At 64.8% G+C, this 19,693-nt stretch carries 8 protein-coding genes; 5 read left to right on the top strand and 3 right to left on the bottom strand.

All coding sequences use genetic code 11. The features are described 5' to 3' along the window. Nucleotides 1–2: 2 nt before the first annotated feature. A complete protein-coding gene (gene rpsA / locus AC5Y4N_RS17030; RefSeq protein ID WP_499910034.1) occupies nt 3–1,445 on the bottom strand; it encodes a 30S ribosomal protein S1 in 1,443 nt (480 codons plus the stop codon). Between the two features lie 215 nt (nt 1,446–1,660). Between rpsA and AC5Y4N_RS17025 the strand changes: the two genes are divergently transcribed. Both AC5Y4N_RS17025 and AC5Y4N_RS17020 read left to right on the top strand, forming a co-directional pair. Then, entirely contained in the window at nt 1,661–2,818 is a 1,158-nt protein-coding gene (locus tag AC5Y4N_RS17025; RefSeq protein ID WP_499910125.1) for a PrsW family intramembrane metalloprotease, read from the top strand. Between the two features lie 144 nt (nt 2,819–2,962). Further along, complete coding sequence (locus AC5Y4N_RS17020; RefSeq protein WP_499910032.1) at nt 2,963–4,510, top strand: adenylate/guanylate cyclase domain-containing protein; 1,548 nt, start codon at nt 2,963–2,965, stop codon at nt 4,508–4,510. On the opposite strand, the gene polA is transcribed toward AC5Y4N_RS17020, so the two are convergent. Next, the gene (gene polA / locus AC5Y4N_RS17015; protein WP_499910123.1) at nt 4,507–7,170 is read right to left on the bottom strand and encodes a DNA polymerase I; all 2,664 of its coding nucleotides are present in this window, start codon (nt 7,168–7,170) and stop codon (nt 4,507–4,509) included. The two genes, AC5Y4N_RS17020 and polA, sit on opposite strands and share 4 nt — an antisense overlap. 126 nt (nt 7,171–7,296) lie before the next feature. On the opposite strand from polA, the gene AC5Y4N_RS17010 reads away from it, so the two are divergent. Continuing rightward, nucleotides 7,297–7,971 carry an alpha/beta fold hydrolase gene (locus tag AC5Y4N_RS17010; RefSeq protein WP_499910030.1) on the top strand — a complete coding sequence of 225 codons (675 nt, stop codon included), beginning with the start codon at nt 7,297–7,299 and terminating at the stop codon, nt 7,969–7,971. On the opposite strand, the gene AC5Y4N_RS17005 is transcribed toward AC5Y4N_RS17010, so the two are convergent. After that, nucleotides 7,964–17,869: an ATP-binding protein gene (locus AC5Y4N_RS17005; RefSeq protein ID WP_499910121.1), complete on the bottom strand. Its 9,906-nt coding sequence runs from the start codon at nt 17,867–17,869 to the stop codon at nt 7,964–7,966. The genes AC5Y4N_RS17010 and AC5Y4N_RS17005 overlap by 8 nt on opposite strands. A gap of 136 nt (nt 17,870–18,005) precedes the next feature. Between AC5Y4N_RS17005 and AC5Y4N_RS17000 the strand changes: the two genes are divergently transcribed. Then, nucleotides 18,006–18,443, top strand: a complete 438-nt coding sequence (locus AC5Y4N_RS17000; RefSeq protein ID WP_499910028.1) for a Zn-ribbon domain-containing OB-fold protein — start codon at nt 18,006–18,008, stop codon at nt 18,441–18,443. After that, complete coding sequence (locus tag AC5Y4N_RS16995) at nt 18,440–19,639, top strand: lipid-transfer protein (RefSeq protein ID WP_499910026.1); 1,200 nt, start codon at nt 18,440–18,442, stop codon at nt 19,637–19,639. Before AC5Y4N_RS17000 ends, AC5Y4N_RS16995 begins: the two co-directional genes overlap by 4 nt. Nucleotides 19,640–19,693: the final 54 nt, after the last annotated feature.

Raw genomic sequence — 19,693 nt, 5'->3', positions numbered from 1 at the left:
CGCTAGGCGTTGCCGGCGAGTTTCTCCCGCAGCGCGGCCAACTGCTCGTCGCTGGCCAGCGAACCGCCGGACTGCGACTCGTCGGACCGCCCGGAACCGTTGCCGGCCGGCCTTTCGGCAGCGGCCGCCTCGGCAGCGGCGAACTTCTCCATCTGCGCGGTGTGCATCTTGTGCCGGCGCTCCGCCTCGGCGTAGCGGGCCTCCCACTCGGCGCGCTGCTTCTCGAAGCCTTCGAGCCATTCGTTGGTCTCGGGGTCGAAGCCCTCGGGGAAGATGTAGTTGCCCTGCTCGTCGTAGCTGTCGGCCATCCCGTACTTGCTCGGGTCGAACTCTTCGGTGTAGTCCTCGTTGGCCTGCTTGAGGGAAAGCGAGATGCGGCGGCGCTCCAGGTCGATGTCGATGACCTTCACCATCGCGTCGTCGCCGACCTGAACCACCTGGTCGGGCACCTCGACGTGACGCTCGGCCAGCTCGGAGATGTGCACCAGGCCCTCGATGCCCTCTTCGACGCGGACGAACGCACCGAACGGCACCAGCTTGGTGACCTTGCCGGGGACGATCTGGCCGATCGCGTGGGTACGGGCGAAGTGACGCCACGGGTCTTCTTGAGTTGCCTTGAGCGACAACGAAACCCGCTCGCGATCCATATCGACGTCGAGGACCTCGACGGTCACCTCGTCGCCCACCTGAACCACCTCGGACGGGTGGTCGATGTGCTTCCAGGACAGCTCGGAGACGTGCACCAGACCGTCGACGCCGCCAAGGTCGACGAACGCGCCGAAGTTGACGATCGAGCTGACGACGCCCTTGCGGATCGCGCCCTTCTGAAGCTGGTTGAGGAACTCGCTGCGCACCTCGGACTGGGTCTGCTCCAGCCAGGCGCGGCGGGAGAGCACCACGTTGTTGCGGTTCTTGTCCAGCTCGATGATCTTGGCCTCGAGCTCCTTGCCGATGTAGGGCTGCAGGTCACGGACGCGCCGCATCTCGACCAGTGAAGCGGGCAGGAAGCCGCGCAATCCGATGTCGAGGATCAGGCCACCTTTGACCACCTCGATGACGGTGCCCTTGACGGCCTCGTCCTTCTCCTTGAGCGCTTCGATCGTGCCCCAGGCGCGCTCGTACTGTGCGCGCTTCTTGGACAGGATGAGCCGGCCTTCCTTGTCCTCCTTGGTGAGAACAAGAGCCTCGACCTTGTCGCCGACCTTGACGACCTCATTGGGGTCGACGTCGTGCTTGATGGACAGCTCGCGGGACGGGATGACACCTTCGGTCTTGTAGCCGATGTCGAGCAGGACTTCGTCACGGTCAACCTTGACGATCGTCCCTTCCACGATGTCGCCATCGTTGAAGTATTTGATTGTTTTGTCGATGGCGGCGAGAAAGTCCTCGCTCGAGCCGATGTCGTTGACGGCTACTTGGGGCGAGGCGACGGAGGGACTTGGCATGTTGTTGGGTTGCTCCGGACAGGTTCGGTCGTAGGGACAGTTCGATGACCCGGCGCGCGCCGGTGTCGTTATGCGCTCGCGAACAGGCCGCGAGCCATCTGCCGAGGTTACTCGACTGTGCACATCCTGGACAAACTGCAATGAGCGCTCGCGCTCAAGAGCCGACAGACTTCGTCGGCCGTGGCCGCTACCCTGCTGTCGTGTCGCAACCCGAGATGCCGCACCGGCCGCCGACCGTGGGTCCGCCCCCGGCTCCACCGTTTCAGCGGCGCATCCGCAAGGTCGGCGCGCCGCTCGGGCTGCTCATCGCGCTGGGCACCGTCGCCGGGTTGATCGTCATTCTGCTGACTGCGCTCAATCCTGCCGGGACCGCGATCGGCTTTGTGCTCTCCACGCTGGCCATGGCCGGCGTCGTGCTCGCCTACCTGTGGCTGGACCGGTGGGAGCCGGAGCCGCCGAGGCTGCTCGTGTTCGCCTTCGTCTGGGGCGCGTCGATCGCCGTCGTCTTGTCGGTCGTGCTGGAGCTGTACTTCGACTCCCTGGTCCATCGCGGTGAAGATGTCAGCGCCGCATCCGTCGCAATTGGCGGCCCGCTGATCGAGGAGGCGGCGAAGGGCCTGTTTCTACTGCTGATGATGACCGGCGTGCGGCGCAACGAGCTCAACTCGTTGACCGATTGCCTGGTGTACGCGGGGCTCACCGCGGCCGGTTTCGCGTGGCTCGAGGACATCCTCTATATCGCGAACGGTGAATCGCTTGCCGGCACACTGACGACGGCAGCGATGCGCTTGGTCATGGGCCCGTTCGCCCATCCGCTGTTCACGTCGTTCTTAGCGCTCGGGCTGTATTTCGCGCTCCAGCAGCGCAGCGCAGCAGCCAAGGCCGGGTCGCTGCTGCTCGGCTACATCGGTGCCGTGGTCATGCACGGCATGTGGAACGGGTCCGCGCTGCTGAGCGCGCAGGCGTACTTCGGCGTCTACCTCTTGTGGATGATGCCCATCTTCGTGTTCGCGGTGGCGCTGGCAGTTGCCAGCCGGCGCCGCGAGCAGCGTGTGGTAGCCGCCAAGCTGCCCGGGATGGTGTCGGCGGGTCTGGTGACGCCGAACGAGGCCACCTGGCTGGGTTCGATTCGCAGTCGCAAATTGGCGATCGCGGAGGCGACCCGGCTGGGCGGACCGAACGCCGGAAAAGCGGTCAAGAACTTCGCGGCACAAGTGGTCGAGCTGGCGTTCGTCCGAGACCGCATCGAGCGAGGCTACGGCGACCCGAGGGTGTTCGCGCTGCAGACCGAAGAGGCGTACGGCGTCTACGCGGCCCGGGCCGCCGCGCCGATCCTGCAGCGGCTGGCCGGCTACCGGGTGCCGACCGGTTAGCCCGGCATCGCGCCGAGCGTCGCCGTTTCCGGCGCCGAGCGTGCGGTAAGCGCGAAGAAATGGCCGCCGAATTTCCGCCGTAGTTTCACGCTCGGCACGCAAAAGACACGATTTCGATCGTCCGGCGAGGCTACGCTCAGCACCGTGCCGGAAACGGCCTACGCACAATGCGGCGATCTCAGCCTGGCGTATCAGGTGTTCGGCGACGGGCCTGCCGAACTGGTGTACGCCGGGTCGTTCGTGAGTCACGTCGAGCTGTTCTGGACGATGCCCGAATTCGAATCGTTCATGGAGCGGCTCTCCACGTTCTGCCGCATTGTCTTGTTCGACAAGGCAGGCGTTGGCCTTTCGGACCCCGTCCCGCGAGTCCGCACGCTCGATGACCGAGCCGCCGAGATCGAGGCCGTGATGGACGCTGCCGGCTTCGAGAAGGCGATCCTCTTCGGCATCAGCGAGGGTGGCCCGGCGAGCATCTTGTTTGCGGCCACGCGACCCGAACGCACGCAAGCGTTGATCCTCACTGGCACAACGTCATTCATCGGTTTCTTCGACGAGTGGAACGACGTCGAACGCGACCCAGCCGAGATACGGCCCCGCTTGGTTCGCGAACTGGGCGAAAAGTACACGCCGTCGACAGACCAGATAGCGAAGTGGCTTGATTTCGCCCGTGCCGCACGCTCACAGTGGGGTACAGGCGCGGCCCTGCAGGTTCTGGTTCCGTCGGTCGCCTCGCAGCGTCAACTCGCAATGCTGGAACGGATGAGCGCGAGCCCGGGAATGGCGCGCGCGACGGTGGAAGCGGTATGCCGGATGGACGTGCGATCGATTCTGCCCACGATCAGCGCACCGACGCTCGTGATTCATGCCACCGGCGATTTCGTCCCGGTTCAGGGCGGCCGCTATATCGCCGACCACATTCCTGGTGCACGATTACTCGAGGTGGACGGCACGGATCACGTGCCATGGCTGAGCCACCCCGACCTGATCGCAACCGAGATCGAAGAATTCGTCACCGGTACCCATGCGGCGCCCCCGCAATCCCAACGGGCGCTGCGCACCGTGCTCTTCACCGACATCGTCGCATCGACGCAGCACGCCGCGGCCACCGGTGACGAACGGTGGCGCGCGGTGCTGCACCGCTTCGGCGAGATCACTGCCCAACTGACGCAACGGTTCAACGGAATGGTGGTGAAGAGTACCGGCGACGGTCACCTAGCCACCTTCGACGGCCCCACGCAAGCCATCCGCTGTGCCGAGGCATTGCGGGCCGACGCCGAAACTTTGGGCATCCAGATCCGCGCCGGCATTCATACCGGTGAATGCGAACTTCTCGACGGTGACATCGGCGGGATCGCAGTCCACATCGCAGCGCGGATTCTCGGGCACGCCGGCGCCGGCGAAGTACTCGTGTCCCGAACCGTACGTGACCTGGTTGTTGGCTCGGGCACGAGTTTCCAGGAGCGTGGCAGTGTCGAACTCCGTGGGGTGCCCGGCATCTGGGAGCTTCTTGCGGTGAACAAGGAAGGCTCGCACGCGGGATCCGTCGAGGCGAAACTTGCTTCGACACCAACTCCCGGGCCACGAACCACCATGCGTCGGTCAGACCGCGCCCTGGAACTGATGGCGAGGCGGACGCCGTGGATCATGCGCGGGATGGCCCGCCTCCGGCAGCGGGCGGGCGTGAACAGTTAGTGCGCCGCCGCGTCCCAGCTGCGGCCATATCCCACGGACACTTCCAGCGGCACATCGAGCGGATAAGCACTGCCCATCTTCTCGCGCACCAACTTCTCGAGCGCCTCACGCTCCCCGGGCGCGACCTCGAGCAGCAGTTCGTCGTGCACCTGCAACAGCATTCTCGACTTGAGGCCGGCGTCTTTGAGGGCCGTATCGACGTTGATCATGGCGACCTTGATGATGTCGGCGGCGCTGCCCTGGATCGGGGCGTTCAGCGCCGCCCGCTCCGCCGCCTCCCGGACCTGGCGATTGCTGCTGTCCAGTTCGGGTAGATAGCGACGACGACCCAGCACCGTCGAGGTGTAACCGTCCTTCCGAGCCTGATCGACCACCTCGTGCAGGTAGTCGCGCACGCCGCCGAAGCGAGCGAAGTACTGCTCCATCTGCTCCTTGGCTTCTTCGGTGGAGATCTTGAGCTGCTGTGCGAGCCCGTAGGCACTCAACCCGTACGCCAGCCCGTACGACATCGCCTTCACGCGGCGCCGTAAGTCGGCGGTGACCTCGTCGATCGGCACGCCGAACGCGCGCGAGGCCACGAACGAGTGCAGGTCTTCACCCGTTCGGAACGCCTCGATCAGGCCCTCATCGTGCGACAGGTGCGCCATGATCCGCATTTCGATCTGGCTGTAGTCGGCCGTCATCAGCTCGTCATAGCCTCGGCCGACCACGAATGCGTCGCGGATCTGCCGGCCCGCGTCGGTGCGGATGGGGATGTTCTGCAGGTTGGGCTCCGTCGACGAGAGCCGGCCGGTGGCCGCGATGGTCTGGTTGAAGGTGGTGTGAATTCGCCCGTCGGCGGCGACCGAATTCAGCAGCCCGTCGACGGTGACCTTGAGCCGCGTCACGTCGCGGTGCGCCAACAGATGCTGCAGGAACGGGTGCCCCGTCTTCTCGTAGAGAGACTGCAGCGCGTCGGCATCCGTGGTGTAGCCCGTCTTGGTGCGCTTGGTCTTCGGCATCTGCAGCTCGTCGAACAGCACCACCTGCAGCTGTTTGGGCGAACCTAGGTTGATCTGCTTGCCGATCACCGCATACGCGGCCTCCGCCGCATCGCGAATCTGGTCGGCGAACTGCCGCTGCAGGTCGGTCAGCTGGTCGAGGTCGACCGCGATACCCGCCTTTTCCATCTCGGCGAGCACGCGTTGCACGGGCAATTCCATGTCGCCGAGAAGCGACGAGCACTCCATGCGCTCCAGCTCCGCGTCGAGAGCCTCGGCAAGGTCCACCACCGCCCTGGCCCGCAGTATTTGCGCCTGCACTGCCTGGTCGTCGACGCCGTCGCTGTCGTCGAGCAGTGACAGCTGCGCTTGCTCCGGGTTGTCGGCCCGCAGTTCACGGCGCAGGTACCGCAGCGACAGGTCCTCGAGGGTGAAGCTGCGCTGCCCCGGCCGCACCAGATACGCCGCAAGCGCGGTATCAGACGTGACACCGCGCAGATCCCAGCCGCGGGCGGCGAGGTCGTGCATCGCCCACTTGGCCTCATGCAGGGCCTTCGGCTGGCTCTCGTCGGCCAGCCACCGACCCAGTGCGTTTTCGTCGTCCGCGGTCATCGTCGCGGTGTCGATGTAGCCGGAGTCACCGTCGGGTGCCGCGATGGCCACCGACGTGGCGTCACCGTCACACACGACGTGCGGACCGACCACGGACACGCCTGCGCGGCGGCCATCGGACGCGTGCTCGGCCAGCCACTCGGCAACCTCACCGGGTGCCAGGGCGCCGCCACGAACGTCGAACCCCTCGTCGACTTCCGGCTCGACTGCGGCGAGCGTGTCGAACAGCCTGTCGCGCAGGACCCGGAATTCGAGGTCGTCGAACAGCCGGTGGATGTGGTCGCGGTCCCACGGCTGCATGCGCAGCATGTCGGGCGTCTGCGCCAGCGGCACGTCCTTCACCAGGTCGGTGAGTTCGCGATTGAGTACGACATGAGATAGGTTGGCGCGCAAAGCATCTCCGACCTTGCCGCGTACCGAGTCGACGTTGTCGACGAGTGCCTGCAGGGAACCGTATTCGGCGATCCACTTCGCGGCCGTCTTCTCCCCCACGCCGGGGATACCGGGCAGGTTGTCGCTGGGATCGCCGCGCAGGGCCGCGTAGTCGGGATACTGCTGGGGAGTGAGCCCGTACTTCTCGACCACTGCTTCGGGCGTGAAGCGGGTGAGTTCGCTGACGCCTTTCCTGGGATAGAGCACGGTCACGTTGTCACTGACGAGTTGCAAGGAATCGCGATCCCCGGTAACCACCAGCACCCGGAAGCCGGCTTCCTCGGCCTGGGTGGCCAACGTGGCGATGACGTCGTCGGCCTCGTACCCCGGTTCCGCGAGCACCGTGATGCCGAGTGCGTTGAGCACCTCCTTTGTGATCTCGATCTGACCGCGGAACTCGTCAGGCGTGGACGTCCGATTGGCTTTGTATTCCGGGAACTTGTCGGCGCGGAACGTCTGCCGGGACACGTCGAACGCGGCGGCGACATGGGTGGGCGTCTCGTCGCGCAACAGGTTGATCAACATCGCGGTGAACCCATACACCGCGTTCGTGGTCAGTCCGCCCTGGGTCTTGAAGTTCTCCGCCGGTAGCGCATAGAACGCGCGAAACGCCAGCGAATTGCCGTCCAACAGCATCAATGTGGGCTTGGCCGCGGTATCGGCTCCGGCAGGCGGGGCGGAAGGGGACGCTGACTTGGCGGGGCTCACGGAATCACTCTAGGCAGCCGCGCCGACACACAACCGCTGTGGCATAAAGAGGCCATGTCCACCTTCGTGTTGATCCCCGGTGCGTGCCACGGCGCTTGGTGCTTCGACGATCTCGCGGCAAGGCTGCGCTCCCGGGGTCACCGGGTCTTGGCGTACACGTTGACCGGTGTCTCCGAACGCGCGCACCTGCTGCATTCCGGCGTGAACCTGGACACCCATATCCGCGACGTGGTGTCGGCGCTCGTCGTTGAGCAAGTGCGCGATGCCGTCCTTGTGGGGCACAGCTACGGCGGAATGGTGATGACCGGCGTCGCCGATCAGCTGCCACAGATCGTTGATTCGCTGGTTTACATCGACGCATTCGTTCCCCGCCATGGCGATTCGTGCTGGACATTGACCACCGACGAGCAGCGCGAGTGGTACATCGGAGTGGACGAGACGGGGTACGGCGTTCCGCCGCTGCCATTCTTCGACGAGCGGGCGACGGCGCACCCGCTGGCCTCTCTTCTCCAGCCGATCGTGCTGCGCGGCGACCTGAACAGGTTCCGGCGGCGCGATTACGTGTTCGCACAGGGGTGGGAAGGCGAGTCACCGTTCCGCGCGACCTACGAGCAGGTGCGCAGCGATCCGCGGTGGAACACTCACCCCCTCGACGGGGGCCACAACCTCATGCGCGATTGTCCCGACGAGCTGGAGCGGATTCTCATCGGAGCCGGTGACGCTAGCTGATGAGCTCCTCGAAGCGCGCTAGCGCGGCGTCGAGGTCCTCTTCGTCGTACAGCTCGCAGCGGTTGAGGCGAGCGGCTTCTAGTCTGACAAGGTCTATTCCGCGCCATTCGGCGTCGAAGCCATCCTTCGAAGTGCCCTGCGCCACCCGTGTGACGACCGCTCCCTGGTCGCCCAAGCGATGCACGGCCTCGATGTAGACTCCGGTTCGCGGCGAGTCGTCCCATGTCGCGCGAAGATGCGCAGGTAGGCCCCCTTCCTCCATCGTGACAAGTCGCCTGTGGTCGATATTGACCCAGTCGCGGGTACGCGGAGGCAGTTCTCGACGGCTCAAGGCCGAGTACTGATTTGCGACGACGCGCCACGTCTCCGCATGGACGGCCGCTTCGCCCGCCAGATACCTCGCGTCGAGTTCTTCGATAGCTGCGACGAAGTCGTCGGCGTCGAAGGCAATGTGTGCCGCTAACTGGTTCTCGGAGTTCACCTCGACCACGGCGAGCAGGTCGATGTCGAATTCCCCTTGTCGCGTGTTGCAGTTCGTCGATGAAAGACGAGCGAGGGCCAGGAGTTCGCCGCGTGTCGCGATAACGGTCAAGCTCATGGCGGCCTCGACCTCAAAGGCTTGCATGTTGGTCACCACGTCACCGCGACCGCTCCAGCGTCCTGCGTTCACCACCCGTCGGAGATCGTCGAATGAACATGCGTCGGCAAGAGTCGAACCCATCGCATTCCAGTCCCGAGCCGAATAACATGCGTAAAAGCGCTGGGCCGCTTGGCTTGCCGCATTCTCCACTCGTGGCGTCGGACGGCTGAGCTCGTCGAAGCGGGCCGAAGCCGCCTCGAGGTCTGCTTCGCTGAAAAGTTCACTCCGACTGAGCAGATCGCCGTCGAACATGACTAGGCCGACCTCGCGGAATTCGACCTCCAGGCCGTCGTGTGAAGTTCCGTGCGCTACGTGTGTGACGACGGCTCCTCGGCGGTTCAGCCGATTAACCACTGCGACGTAGTTGTGGACCTCACGGGCAAGGTCCCAGCCCGCACGCAGGTATGGGATCAGATCACCTGGCGCGAAGGCGGCCACTCGACGGTGATCGAGGCTTACCCAATTCGGAGTCGTCGGGGGCAGTTTGCGGCGATTGAGTGCGTATTCGGCGCTTACCACGAGCGACCATGTGTGCGCGTAGGGTGCCGCTTCCCCTGCGATGTAACGGGCATCGAGTTCCGCAATGGCGGCCTCAAGGTCATCGACGTCGAATACCACCCCGGCGATGATGCGTTCGTCTGCATCGATTTCGACGACCTCGAGAGTGACTGTGTGGTACGGCTCAGCGTGTCGGCTCCGGCCGGAGGCACGCGTGCGACTGAGTAGCAGACGCTGACCGCGGGTAGCGACAATGTCGGAAGTGAACTTCTCGACGCCGACTTCGGCGATGCCTTTCAAATCCCCGATCACAGTTTCGCGGCCTTGCCTTAGACCGATGTTGACCACCCGACGCCGGTCGATGTAGGACAGGCTCGGGGACATGAGTTCGGCCATGCCGGTCCAGTCGCGCGCCTCGAAGCACCTGCGTTGTTCCGCATATACCCGGCTTACCGGAGTCTCCACTTGTGCTGTCTGGCTGCGTAATTCGTCGAAGCGGGTGAGTGCAGCGTCGAGATCCTCTTCGTCGAAGAGCTCGGCGCGATCGATAATTCCCTGTTTCGCGGTCATCAGTTGGACGCCCCGCCACTCGGCGGTGAAACCGTATTGCGAGCTTCCGATCCCTACCCACGTACACACCGCGCCGAGTTCGCTTATTCGATGCACGCTTTCGACGTAGACACTTACGCGTTGCCCGAGCTCCCAACCGGCGCGAATATATTCGATACCTTCACCGGGCGCAAACGCTGCCACACGGCGGTGATCGATACTCACGACGTCCGGTGCCGCCGGTGCAAATTCGCGCCGATTGTGCGCGGTGTACGCGCCGGCAATTGCCGACCATGTTCGGGCGTACGGCGCAGCCTCGCCGGCGACATAGCGGGCGTCGAGCGCCGCGAAGGCAGCGTCGAAGTCATTGGGGTCGAACCAGATACGGGCAATGATGCGATTGTCGCCGTTGACCTCGACGATACTGATCGCCTCTGTATGGAAGACGTCGGGCCGCTGATCCGCGGCCGACCAGCGGGTGCGGCTGAGGACCAGGCGGTCACCCCGGGTTGCGATGGGCTGTGGTGGCTCGAACCTGATCCTGGCGTCGCCCGCGGTCTTCATCAATTCGATGACAACGTCCCGATTCTGCGGGCGTCCAACGTTCACCACGTGACGACGATCATCGCTGTGATAGTCGTCGGCCAGGATCTCGGTAATCGCGTCGAAGTCGCTGGCTTCGAAGTAAGCGTGGATGCGCTCGTTGGCTCGGCTTGCCGCATTCTCGAGTCGCGGTCCTGGCCGACTGAGGTCGTCGAATCTTGCGAGAGCGGCATCGAGGTCTGGCTCGTCGAACAGTTCGCAACGGTTGACCAAGTTGGCTTCGATGGTCATCAGTGTGATCACCCGCCACTGGGCCTCGAATCCCTCTTTCGTCGTTCCGTACGCCTCCTGCATGACGACCGCTCCAAGGTCGGTCAACTGGTGTACCGCCTCGACATAGGTCTTGAGGTTTGCCATGAGGTCCGACGTGGCGCGGGAGTATTCATCTAGAGTGCTGGCCGCGGTCGTTGCGCGGAGCCGGTGATCGACGACCGAAGCATCTTTTGTCATCGGCCATTCCAGGTTGCGATTATTCGCCTTGATGGCTCCCACAATGACCGACCACGCGCGCGCATGCGGCGCCGCCTCCCCGGCAAGGTACCGCGCGTCGAGTTCTTCCATAGCGGCGTCGATGTCCTCTAGGTCGAAAACGACAACCGCCGCGATCCGTCCATCGGCGTCGATCTCAACAAGGTTATGGGCATCGTTCTGAATGGTTCGAGCATCGGGACCCGAGACGCGAACGTGCATCAGCGCAAGGCGCTCGCCGCGAATCGCTATGACACCCAACGTATTAATCATGAAACCGACACCGACGGTTGCGCGCAGATCGTCCATATTGGCGTCGCGGCCGCGTAGGATTCCGGCATTGACCACCCGGCGGCGATCCTCGACGACGACGTTGTCGGCCGCGATGTCAGCCACGGCATCCCAGTCGCTTGCCTCGATATACCCCTGCAGCCGCGCGTGAGCTCGGGTCGCCGCGTTCTCCAGTCGCGCTTCCGGCCGGGTGAGCTGTTCGAACTTCGCGAGCGCTGTATCGAGGTCCGCCTCGTCGAAAACCTCGCAGCGGTCGATCATCTGCCCCTTTACGGTCAGGAGTGCGACCCCTCGCCACTCGGCATCGAAACCCTGTTGAGAGGTCTCATGAGCCGTGTAGGTGAGCACCGCTCCACGGTCATTCAGCTGGTGTACGGCTTCGATGTATGTCGCCGTGCTTTGTCCGGCATCCCGTCCGGCGCGGAGGTAGCCATTCAGCTCATCGACTCCGAACGCGCTTTCGCCTCGATGGTCGATGGTGACGCAATCCGGCGTCAACGGCGGCATTTCGAGTCGGTTGACTGCCGCGTAGGCCTGCGCGATGACCGACCACGTGTCTGCGTGTGCGGCGGCCTCGCCGGCGAGGTACCGCGTATCCAGTTCGGCGATGGCCGCGTCAAAATCGTTGAGGTCGAGCACTATGGACGCGATAACCTGTTCTGCGGCATCGATTTCAACTATGGCGAGTATCTCCATGAGGAGTTCCTCACCATGCTGTTTCCATCCCGAGATTCGGACGTGGACGAGCGCGAGGCGCTCACCCCTTGTGGCAGTGACCGTCGTTGAAATTCCAGTGACACCGACCCCGGCGATAGCATGCGTGTCTGCGATGGCCGCAGATCTGCCATGTCTTACCCCGGCGTTCACAACTCGCCGGCGATCGTCAGCGTAATAGTCCTCGGCCACTCGCGCTGCCATGGCCTCCAAGTCACCTGCTGCAAAGTGGGACCAGATCTGTTCGATCACTCGGCTTGCCGCGTTTTCCAATCGCGGTGCTGGACGGTTCAGTTCGTCGAATCGCTCGAGCGCGGCATCAAGGTCTTCCTCGTCGAAGAGCTCGGTGCGCTTGATCTTCTCGCCTTCGACGAGCAGCAGGGCGACGCCACACCATTCGGCTTCGAAGCCTTCTCGCGAGGTACCACGCGCGGCATAGGTGATGACTGCCGCGAGGTCGCTCAGCCGATGCACGGCCTGGTTGTATGCCAGCGCGCGTTGATTTCCAGTCCTACCGGAGTCAACGTACGCAAATAGCTCTGCGGCCCCGAACGCTGTTTCCCTTCGGTGGTCGATCTGCACCCAATCCGGCGTAGTCGGGTACGGCTCGAGCCGGTTGACCGCGGCGTAGGACTGCGAGATCACCGACCACGTGTGTGCATACGGTGCCGCCTCACCGGCGATGTACCGACGGTCGAGTTCCGCAATCGCAGACTCGATGTCGTCAGCGTCGAATACGACGACGGCAGCGATCACGTTGTCGCCGTTGAGCTCTATGATGTGGAGGGCCTCAACACTGAACGCATTGAGTTCCCGACTCGGATAGCGAGCGCGTGTGAGGGCCAGACGCTCGCCGCGGGTCGCAATCACGCTCCAATCCACGCCGGCGAACCCGAGAGAGACTCCGGTCCTGAATTGTTCGATGATGGTGTCGGAGCCTTGTTGGACGCCGGCGTTCGCGGCTGTGCGGCGATCATCCGTGCAAAGGTCGTCGGCTAGGACCTCCGCCATCGCTTCCCAGTCACCGGCGTTGAAGGACTGAAAGAATCGGGCTGCAACGCGTATTGCGGTGTTCTGCAACCGCTGTGCCGGCTGAACGAGTTCCTCGAACTTCGCCAGCGCAGTCTCGAGGTCTGCCTCGTCAAAAATCTCACTGCGGTTGATCAGATCACCGTCAAGGGTGATGACGCAGATCGCCGTCCACTCGGCGATGAGACCCTCTTGGGAGTTTTCACTCGAGGACGAATGGACCACGGCTCCAACCTCGTTCAGGCGGTATACCACCTCGATAAACGCGCTGACGTCTCGTGTGTCATTCCAGTTAGCGGGTAACGCAGGCAACGCACCAGGCTCGAAGGATGGACCACGCCGATGGTCGACGGTGACCCAATCCCGTGTTGTGGCCGGCGGTTCGCGCCGGTTGAGCGTGGCCATAGCCCGTGTAATCGTTGACCACGTGTGCGCGTATGGCGCCGCTTCTCCGGCCATGTAGCGCGTATCGAGCTCGGCAACGGCGGAATCGACGTCGTGGGGTTCGAACACAATGTGTGCCGACAGCTGGTTCTGGGTGCTGATCTCAACGACGCCGAGTAGGTCAGTGATGAACGGTGCGGGTCCTCGGTCTCCCGTAAAGCGAAGACGGCGCAGCGCCAGGTGCTCTCCACGTGTCGCAATGACAGTCGAAATCGCGCTCCTGGCCCCGACTTCGGCCATGACTTTCACGTTCTCGATTTCGACGTCGCGTCCCTGTCGGATGCCGGCGTTCACCGCCTGTCGACGATCGTGGAGCAGAAAGTCGTCGGTCAGATGCCCGGCCATGGCATCCCAGTCATGGGCCGCAAAGCAATTCCAGAAGCGTTGGTCCACTCGGCTTGCCGCATTTTGTAGCTGGCCCGCATCTGGTTGCTCTGCGTCAAGCCGAGCATGCCTGGCGTCGAGCTCGGCCAAGGCAGCGTCTACGTCCTCGACGTCGAACCAGACCTGCAGTGCAATACGGCCCTCTTCGTCCAGGCTTATGAGGTGGAGTAGCTCATCTCGCGGCGCATCAGGTCGACCGCCTTTTGTTCCGATCTCCACTCTGGTGAGGGCAAGACGCTCGCCCCGTATTGCGAGAACAACACGGCGATTCAGCACCATGCCCTCATCTGAGAGTTGCCTGCTTTGCGCCGCCACCTCCTCAGGCTTGAATAGCCGTTGGGGAAAACCGACGATCTTGCGCCGACTTTCGATGGTGAAGTTCGGTGCAAGCGCTTGGCTCAATGTGGCCCAGGCTCCGCTAATGATGGCCTCGTCGGATTCGCGGATCGCTTGCACGCACGCGTTGTCCAGCTCGACGGCCGGTTCATCCGGTAGTGGTGCCCTCGGCGCCGGAACGCGCTCATCAAGAATGCTGTGCGCCCTTTCGACAAGTGCCGCTGCGCCTTTCCGCTCATACAAGTCAGCAGCCCGCTGGGCCGCGGCTCGCGCGCCCGCTGCATCGCCGGCTACACCCAGCACCATTGCCAGACAAAGACACGCGTCGCCGTGGTGAGCTAACAGGTCGGTGCGCTCGGCCAGACTCACGGCGGCTTCCGCCACGCGCCGAGCCTCGCCATGCTCACCCTGGCCGGACAACAGTTGCGACCGCAACGTGCGCCAGGCGATCGACGCCTGCAACGCATGGCCTGCTAACCGCTCGCTCTCCGAACACAACTCATCAGCCTCGGCGCTTCGGCCCAACGCAAGACAAGCCCGACCCAGCAGCGCGGCCGTCTCCGCGGTGTCAGCATCCAGACCCATCCGGCGAAAACCGTTGTAAGCCTGACGAAGATGTGGCTCTGCCGCCGCGGGATCATCGACCACCAACTCGACGATGCCCGCGAACTGCTCGACTTCGAGCAACGCATGCCGCAGGCCGAGTTCGGTGACCGTGCGCCGTGCCGAGTCGATCATCCGCCGAGCCGCTGCTGCCCGGCCGCGAAATGCTTCCAACACTGCTTGACAGCGTGTCGACGTCGCCTCGACCGCCGGCGAGTCCGTCGTAATCCGCAGCAGCCGCACCACGTCAAGGCAGCGCCCACCCGCACGCGGCACCGGGTTCGGCCCCCACAACGCCGCGAGCGGTGCACCGGCCAACACCGCGTTCACCCGGCGGTGATCACGCGCCCGCCGTGCCGCAGTGAGCGCATTGTCCAGCGCCACCTCGCAATCGGCGATCCGCCCAAGCCGAGCCAGGCACCCAGCGCGCACGGTATGCGCCTTGGCTTCCCCTGCAGCGTCGTCCAACGCCGCCAACTTGTCGGCGGCCGCACCCAGCGCGGCTTCGACATCGTCCAACCGCTCGGGGTGGATCAAGATGGACAGCTGGCCGTCGAAGCATGTCGCCCACGCGGCGAGCCGCTCCGAATCCCGCGTTGCCTCTTGCAGTTTTCCGACGGCACCGGCTGCCGAAGCCACGTCGCCTGCGGCCAGCAGCGCCTCACAGCGCGCAACCAAGAGGTCTGCCGTCTGCTCGTCACGATCGGGTAGTTCTTCGTCGATCTCTTCCAGTGTATGCAGGGCGCGGTCGTACAGATCGGCGGCACCTTCATACGCCAACCGCGTCATCGCCTGATCCGCCGCGCGCCGGCAGTACTCGACGGCCTTGCCCGCGTTGCCCGCCCACGCGCATTCGAAATAGTGGTGCGCCAGTTCGGCGAGCAGCTCGTCGCTGGCACCGGGCTGTGCTTCCAGAGTCGTGGCGATCCGTTGGTGCAGCCGCATGCGCCGCACGGACGGCAACTCGGCGAGCAGTGACTGACGCACCAGAGCGTGGTTGAACCGGTAATGCCCGCCGGGCTCTTCGATGACGATGCCGGCCTTGCATGCCTCGTCGAACGCATCGACAAGATCCTGGTCGGTGACTCGCTCGACGAGTTCGACGGCGAATCGGCTGCCGACGACAGCGGCTGCCGCCAGCGCCTTGTTCGTCTCCGCAGGCAGCCGAGAAAGCCTGCGGCTCACCGCTTCCCGAACGCCCTGCGGCAACGTGCTCTGATCCCACACCCTGTCACTTTCATCGACGTGGCGCAGAGCCTCGATGAGGAAGAACGGGTTGCCGCCGGTGACGGAGGCCAGCGCCCGCGCCAGCTCTTCGTCGTCGTAGCCCGCCTCCGCGACATAGGCGGTCACGTCGTCCTCGTCGAGACCGCCGAGGGTGATGCGGGTGGCGGTGCCGTCGCGGTGAAGGTCGGCGAGCATCGCCGCCAGCGGATGCGACCGATCCAAGTCGGTGCTTCGGTAGGTACCGACGATCTGCACGCGGGCGTGCTCGCCGAATCGCAATACATGCCGCAACAGCAGCAGCGTGGGCTTGGCCGCCCAGTGCAGGTCATCGAGGATCAGCACCACAGGCATGTTCGTCGACGCGGCGTCAAGCAGCGCCACGACGGCGTCGAACAGCGCGTAGCGTTCCGTGTCGGGATCGCCACGCGTCGGCGCCGACATATCCGGCAGCAGGTCTGTAAGCGTCGGCACGAGTGGCACCAGCGCTTCTACGCCGCGCAGACCCCGCAACCGACTGGCAGCAAGACATGGGACCAGCGCGCGCAGAGCCTCGGCGAACGGCTGGTACGGCGCGCCGAGATCCTCGTCGCAACGGCCGTAGAGAACAACGGCGCCTTGCTCGTAGGCCTGCCGGGACCATTCGCCGGCCAGACGCGTCTTGCCCACCCCGGGTTCGCCCGCAATCAAAACTGCCCGCATACCGCCGGCCAGCGCCGTCTGCCAGGTGGTCCAGAGCCGTGCGAGCTCCGAGCCGCGCCCGACGAACGGCCCCGGGCCGGCGAGGACCGACGGCAGCCCGGGACGCTCGATGGGGGCATCGGCTGGCTCAGGCTGGGCTGTGACGGCCTCGACGCAAAGTTCGAAAACATGCTCGGGTCGTGCCAGGTTCTTCAACTGGCGCACACCCAAGTCGGCGAGCACGACGTCGTCGGGCAGCGAGTCGATGACGAGCTCGGCGGTCGCCCCTGAGCAGAGGATCTGTCCGCCCGTGGCCAGCGACCGCAGCCGGGCAGCACGGTTGACCGCGCGGCCGAAGTAGTCGCCGTCGCGAAGCTCCGCCTCGCCGGTGTGCAGCGCAATGCGGATGCGCATCGGCTGCCGGAGCGCCCACGGCTCGCGGCTGATGGCGTCTTGCAGCTCGATGGCGGCGGCGGCAGCAGCCGACGGCCGCTCGAAGACCGAGAACGTCGCGTCGCCTTCGCCGCGGGTCTTGATCAGCCGTCCGCCGCGTGCCGTGACGATGTGTTCGACGAGCTCGTCGTGACGGGCGAGCGCCACGGCCATCGCCTCCGCGTCGGCCTCCCATGCGGCGGTCGAGCCTTCGATATCGGTGAGCAAGAATGTCACCGCGCGTGTCACCGTCGAAACGTCCTGCGCGGCAGGCGCTTCCAGCGCTGCATCTTGCGCGACGATGGCGGCCTGCAGACGTCGAAGCTCGGGCCCCGGGTCCACTCCCAGCTCCTCGGCCAGCAGCGATCTCGCCCGCTGGTACGCGCCCAACGCTTCGCCCTGCCGGCCGGCGCGGTACAGCGCCAGGATCAGCTGACCCCAACGTCTTTCGCGCAGCGGCGCGTCAGCCACCGCCGCTTCCAGCTCGCCGATGATCTCCGCCGCCCGCCCCGTCGCAAGCAAGGCATCGGCGCGGTCCTCGACAAGGGCAGCGTGACTCTCGATCCAGCGGGTCTTTTCCGAGGAGCCGCGCGGTGTATCGGGGAGCTCGGGAATGCCTCGCCACAGCGTCAGCGCCTCGTCGAATGACACCACCGCACCGCTCGCATCGCCGGCGCCCGCCGCATCACGACCGTGCCGAGCGGCCCGTTTGTAATGCAAGGTGTCCACGTCTGCGCCTGCCAGCGTCCACCCTGCCCCCTCAGTCACCACGACTCGGTCGCCGAGCGCGCGCCGCAGCGACGAAATGTGCGTCTGCAGGGCCTTGGCAGCAGTCCGGGGCGGATCGGCGCCCCACAGCAATTCGACGAGAGTGTCTGCTGGGACCACGGAACCCACATGGAGGCCGAGCATCGTCAGGACGGCGCGCGGTTTGGTGCCCGGAATCGAGGCCGGCGCGCCATCGGTCCGGACCTGGAGAGGACCCAAAACCCCCAGCTCCACCGCTAAAAGCGTAGTCACCGGACCATCGTCTTGTGGGTGAATCAACATGCGGTCAAGGACCAGTAAAGGCCTGCCTTCGGCGGCCCAAACTGGAACACGTTTCAGTTTTGGGGTCGTGGTCGGTACGCTAACCGACGTGTCGACATCCACCCAACCGGCGATCGACGGCTGGTTCGCCACCGATGGATCAGGTGCGCCGTACCTGATCGGTTCGAAGTGCCACCAGTGCGGCACCTACGTCTTTCCGCCGCGTGCCAACAACTGCCCCAATCCCGGCTGTGACGGCGACGAGCTCGCGCAGGTTCCTCTGTCCCGCCGCGGCACATTGTGGAGCTACACCGAAAACCGGTACCCACCGCCGGCGCCCTACCCGGCGCCAGATCCGTTCGAGCCGTTCGCCATTGCCGCAGTGGAGCTCGCCGACGAGGGAATGATCGTCCTGGCGAAGGTCGTCGAGGGCACGTTGGCCGCTGACTTGAAAGTCGGCATGGAGATGGAACTGACCACCATGCCCCTGTTCGTCGACGACGACGGCGTCGAGCGCGTGGTGCACGCGTGGAGGATTGCGCAATGAGCCCAGAACCGCTTTACATACTCGGCGCCGGCATGCACCCGTGGGGCAAATGGGGCCGCGACTTCACCGAGTACGGCGTCGTCGCTGCGCGTTCGGCGTTGGCCGAGGCGGGTCTGGATTGGCGGCAGATCCAATTCGTCGCAGGCGCCGACACCATCCGCAACGGCTACCCCGGCTTCATCGCCGGCTCGACGTTCGCGCAGAAGCTCGGCTGGAACGGCGTGCCCGTGAGTTCGAACTACGCCGCCTGCGCTAGCGGTTCGCAAGCCCTCCAGAGTGCTCGCGCGCAGATTCTCGCGGGTTTCTGCGATGTCGCGCTGGTTGTCGGTGCAGACACCACGCCCAAGGGCGCGTTCGCGCCGGTCGGCGGGGAGCGCAGAAACGACCCGGACTGGCAGCGCTTCCACCTCATCGGGGCGATGAACCCCGTGTACTTCGCCTTGCTCGCTCGCAGGCGAATGGACCTCTACGGCGCCACCTCCGAGGACTTCGCTCAGGTCAAGGTCAAGAACGCCAGGCACGGCGTGCAAAACCCGTACGCCCGCTACCGCAAGGAGACGTCGGTGGACGACGTGCTCGCCAGTCCGGTCGTCGCAGATCCGTTGCGGCAGCTGGATATTTGCGCGACATCCGACGGCGCCGCCGCGCTGGTGGTGGCCAGCGCCGAGTTCGCCCGCAAGCATCTCGGCTCGCTGGAGGGAGTGCCGTCGGTGCGGGCGGTCAGCACCGTCACCCCGCGGTATCCGCAGCATCTGCCCGAATTGCCCGACATTGCAACGGATTCCACCGCGGTCGTGCCTGCTCCGGATCGGGTGTTCAAGGACCAGATCATCGACGCGGCGTACGAGGAGGCGGGCATCGGGCCAGAGGACGTCAGCTTGGCCGAGGTCTACGATCTCTCGACCGCCTTGGAACTTGACTGGTACGAACACCTGGGACTGTGCGAGAAGGGGGAGGCCGAGTCGCTGCTGCGCACCGGGGCGACGACGATCGGCGGCCGCGTGCCGGTGAATCCATCCGGCGGACTGGCGTGCTTCGGAGAAGCCATACCAGCGCAGGCCATTGCCCAAGTGTGCGAATTGAATTGGCAACTGCGCGGGCAGGCTACAGGGCGTCAAGTCGAGAATGCAGCCGTCGGCATCACGGCCAATCAAGGCCTGTTCGGTCACGGGTCGTCGGTGATCGTCGCGCGCTGACCGCTCCTATAGAGCTTGGTCGATCTCGTCGCGCTGCGACGTTTGTACCGCTGT

It is taken from the genome of Mycobacterium sp. NGS19 (genome assembly GCF_059813155.1).
Note: the sequence above shows the minus strand (reverse complement) of the source record. Positions and strands in the feature narration are given on the sequence as shown.

Bases quoted from the DNA above. Each gene is read 5' to 3' on its own strand.
- rpsA (WP_499910034.1), bottom strand. From the start codon at position 1,445: ATGCCAAGTCCCTCCGTCGCCTCGCCCCAAGTAGCCGTCAACGACATC.
- AC5Y4N_RS17025 (WP_499910125.1), top strand. From the start codon at position 1,661: ATGCCGCACCGGCCGCCGACCGTGGGTCCGCCCCCGGCTCCACCGTTT.
- polA (WP_499910123.1), bottom strand. From the start codon at position 7,170: ATGCTGTTGGACGGCAATTCGCTGGCGTTTCGCGCGTTCTATGCGCTA.
- AC5Y4N_RS17010 (WP_499910030.1), top strand. From the start codon at position 7,297: ATGTCCACCTTCGTGTTGATCCCCGGTGCGTGCCACGGCGCTTGGTGC.
- AC5Y4N_RS16995 (WP_499910026.1), top strand. From the start codon at position 18,440: ATGAGCCCAGAACCGCTTTACATACTCGGCGCCGGCATGCACCCGTGG.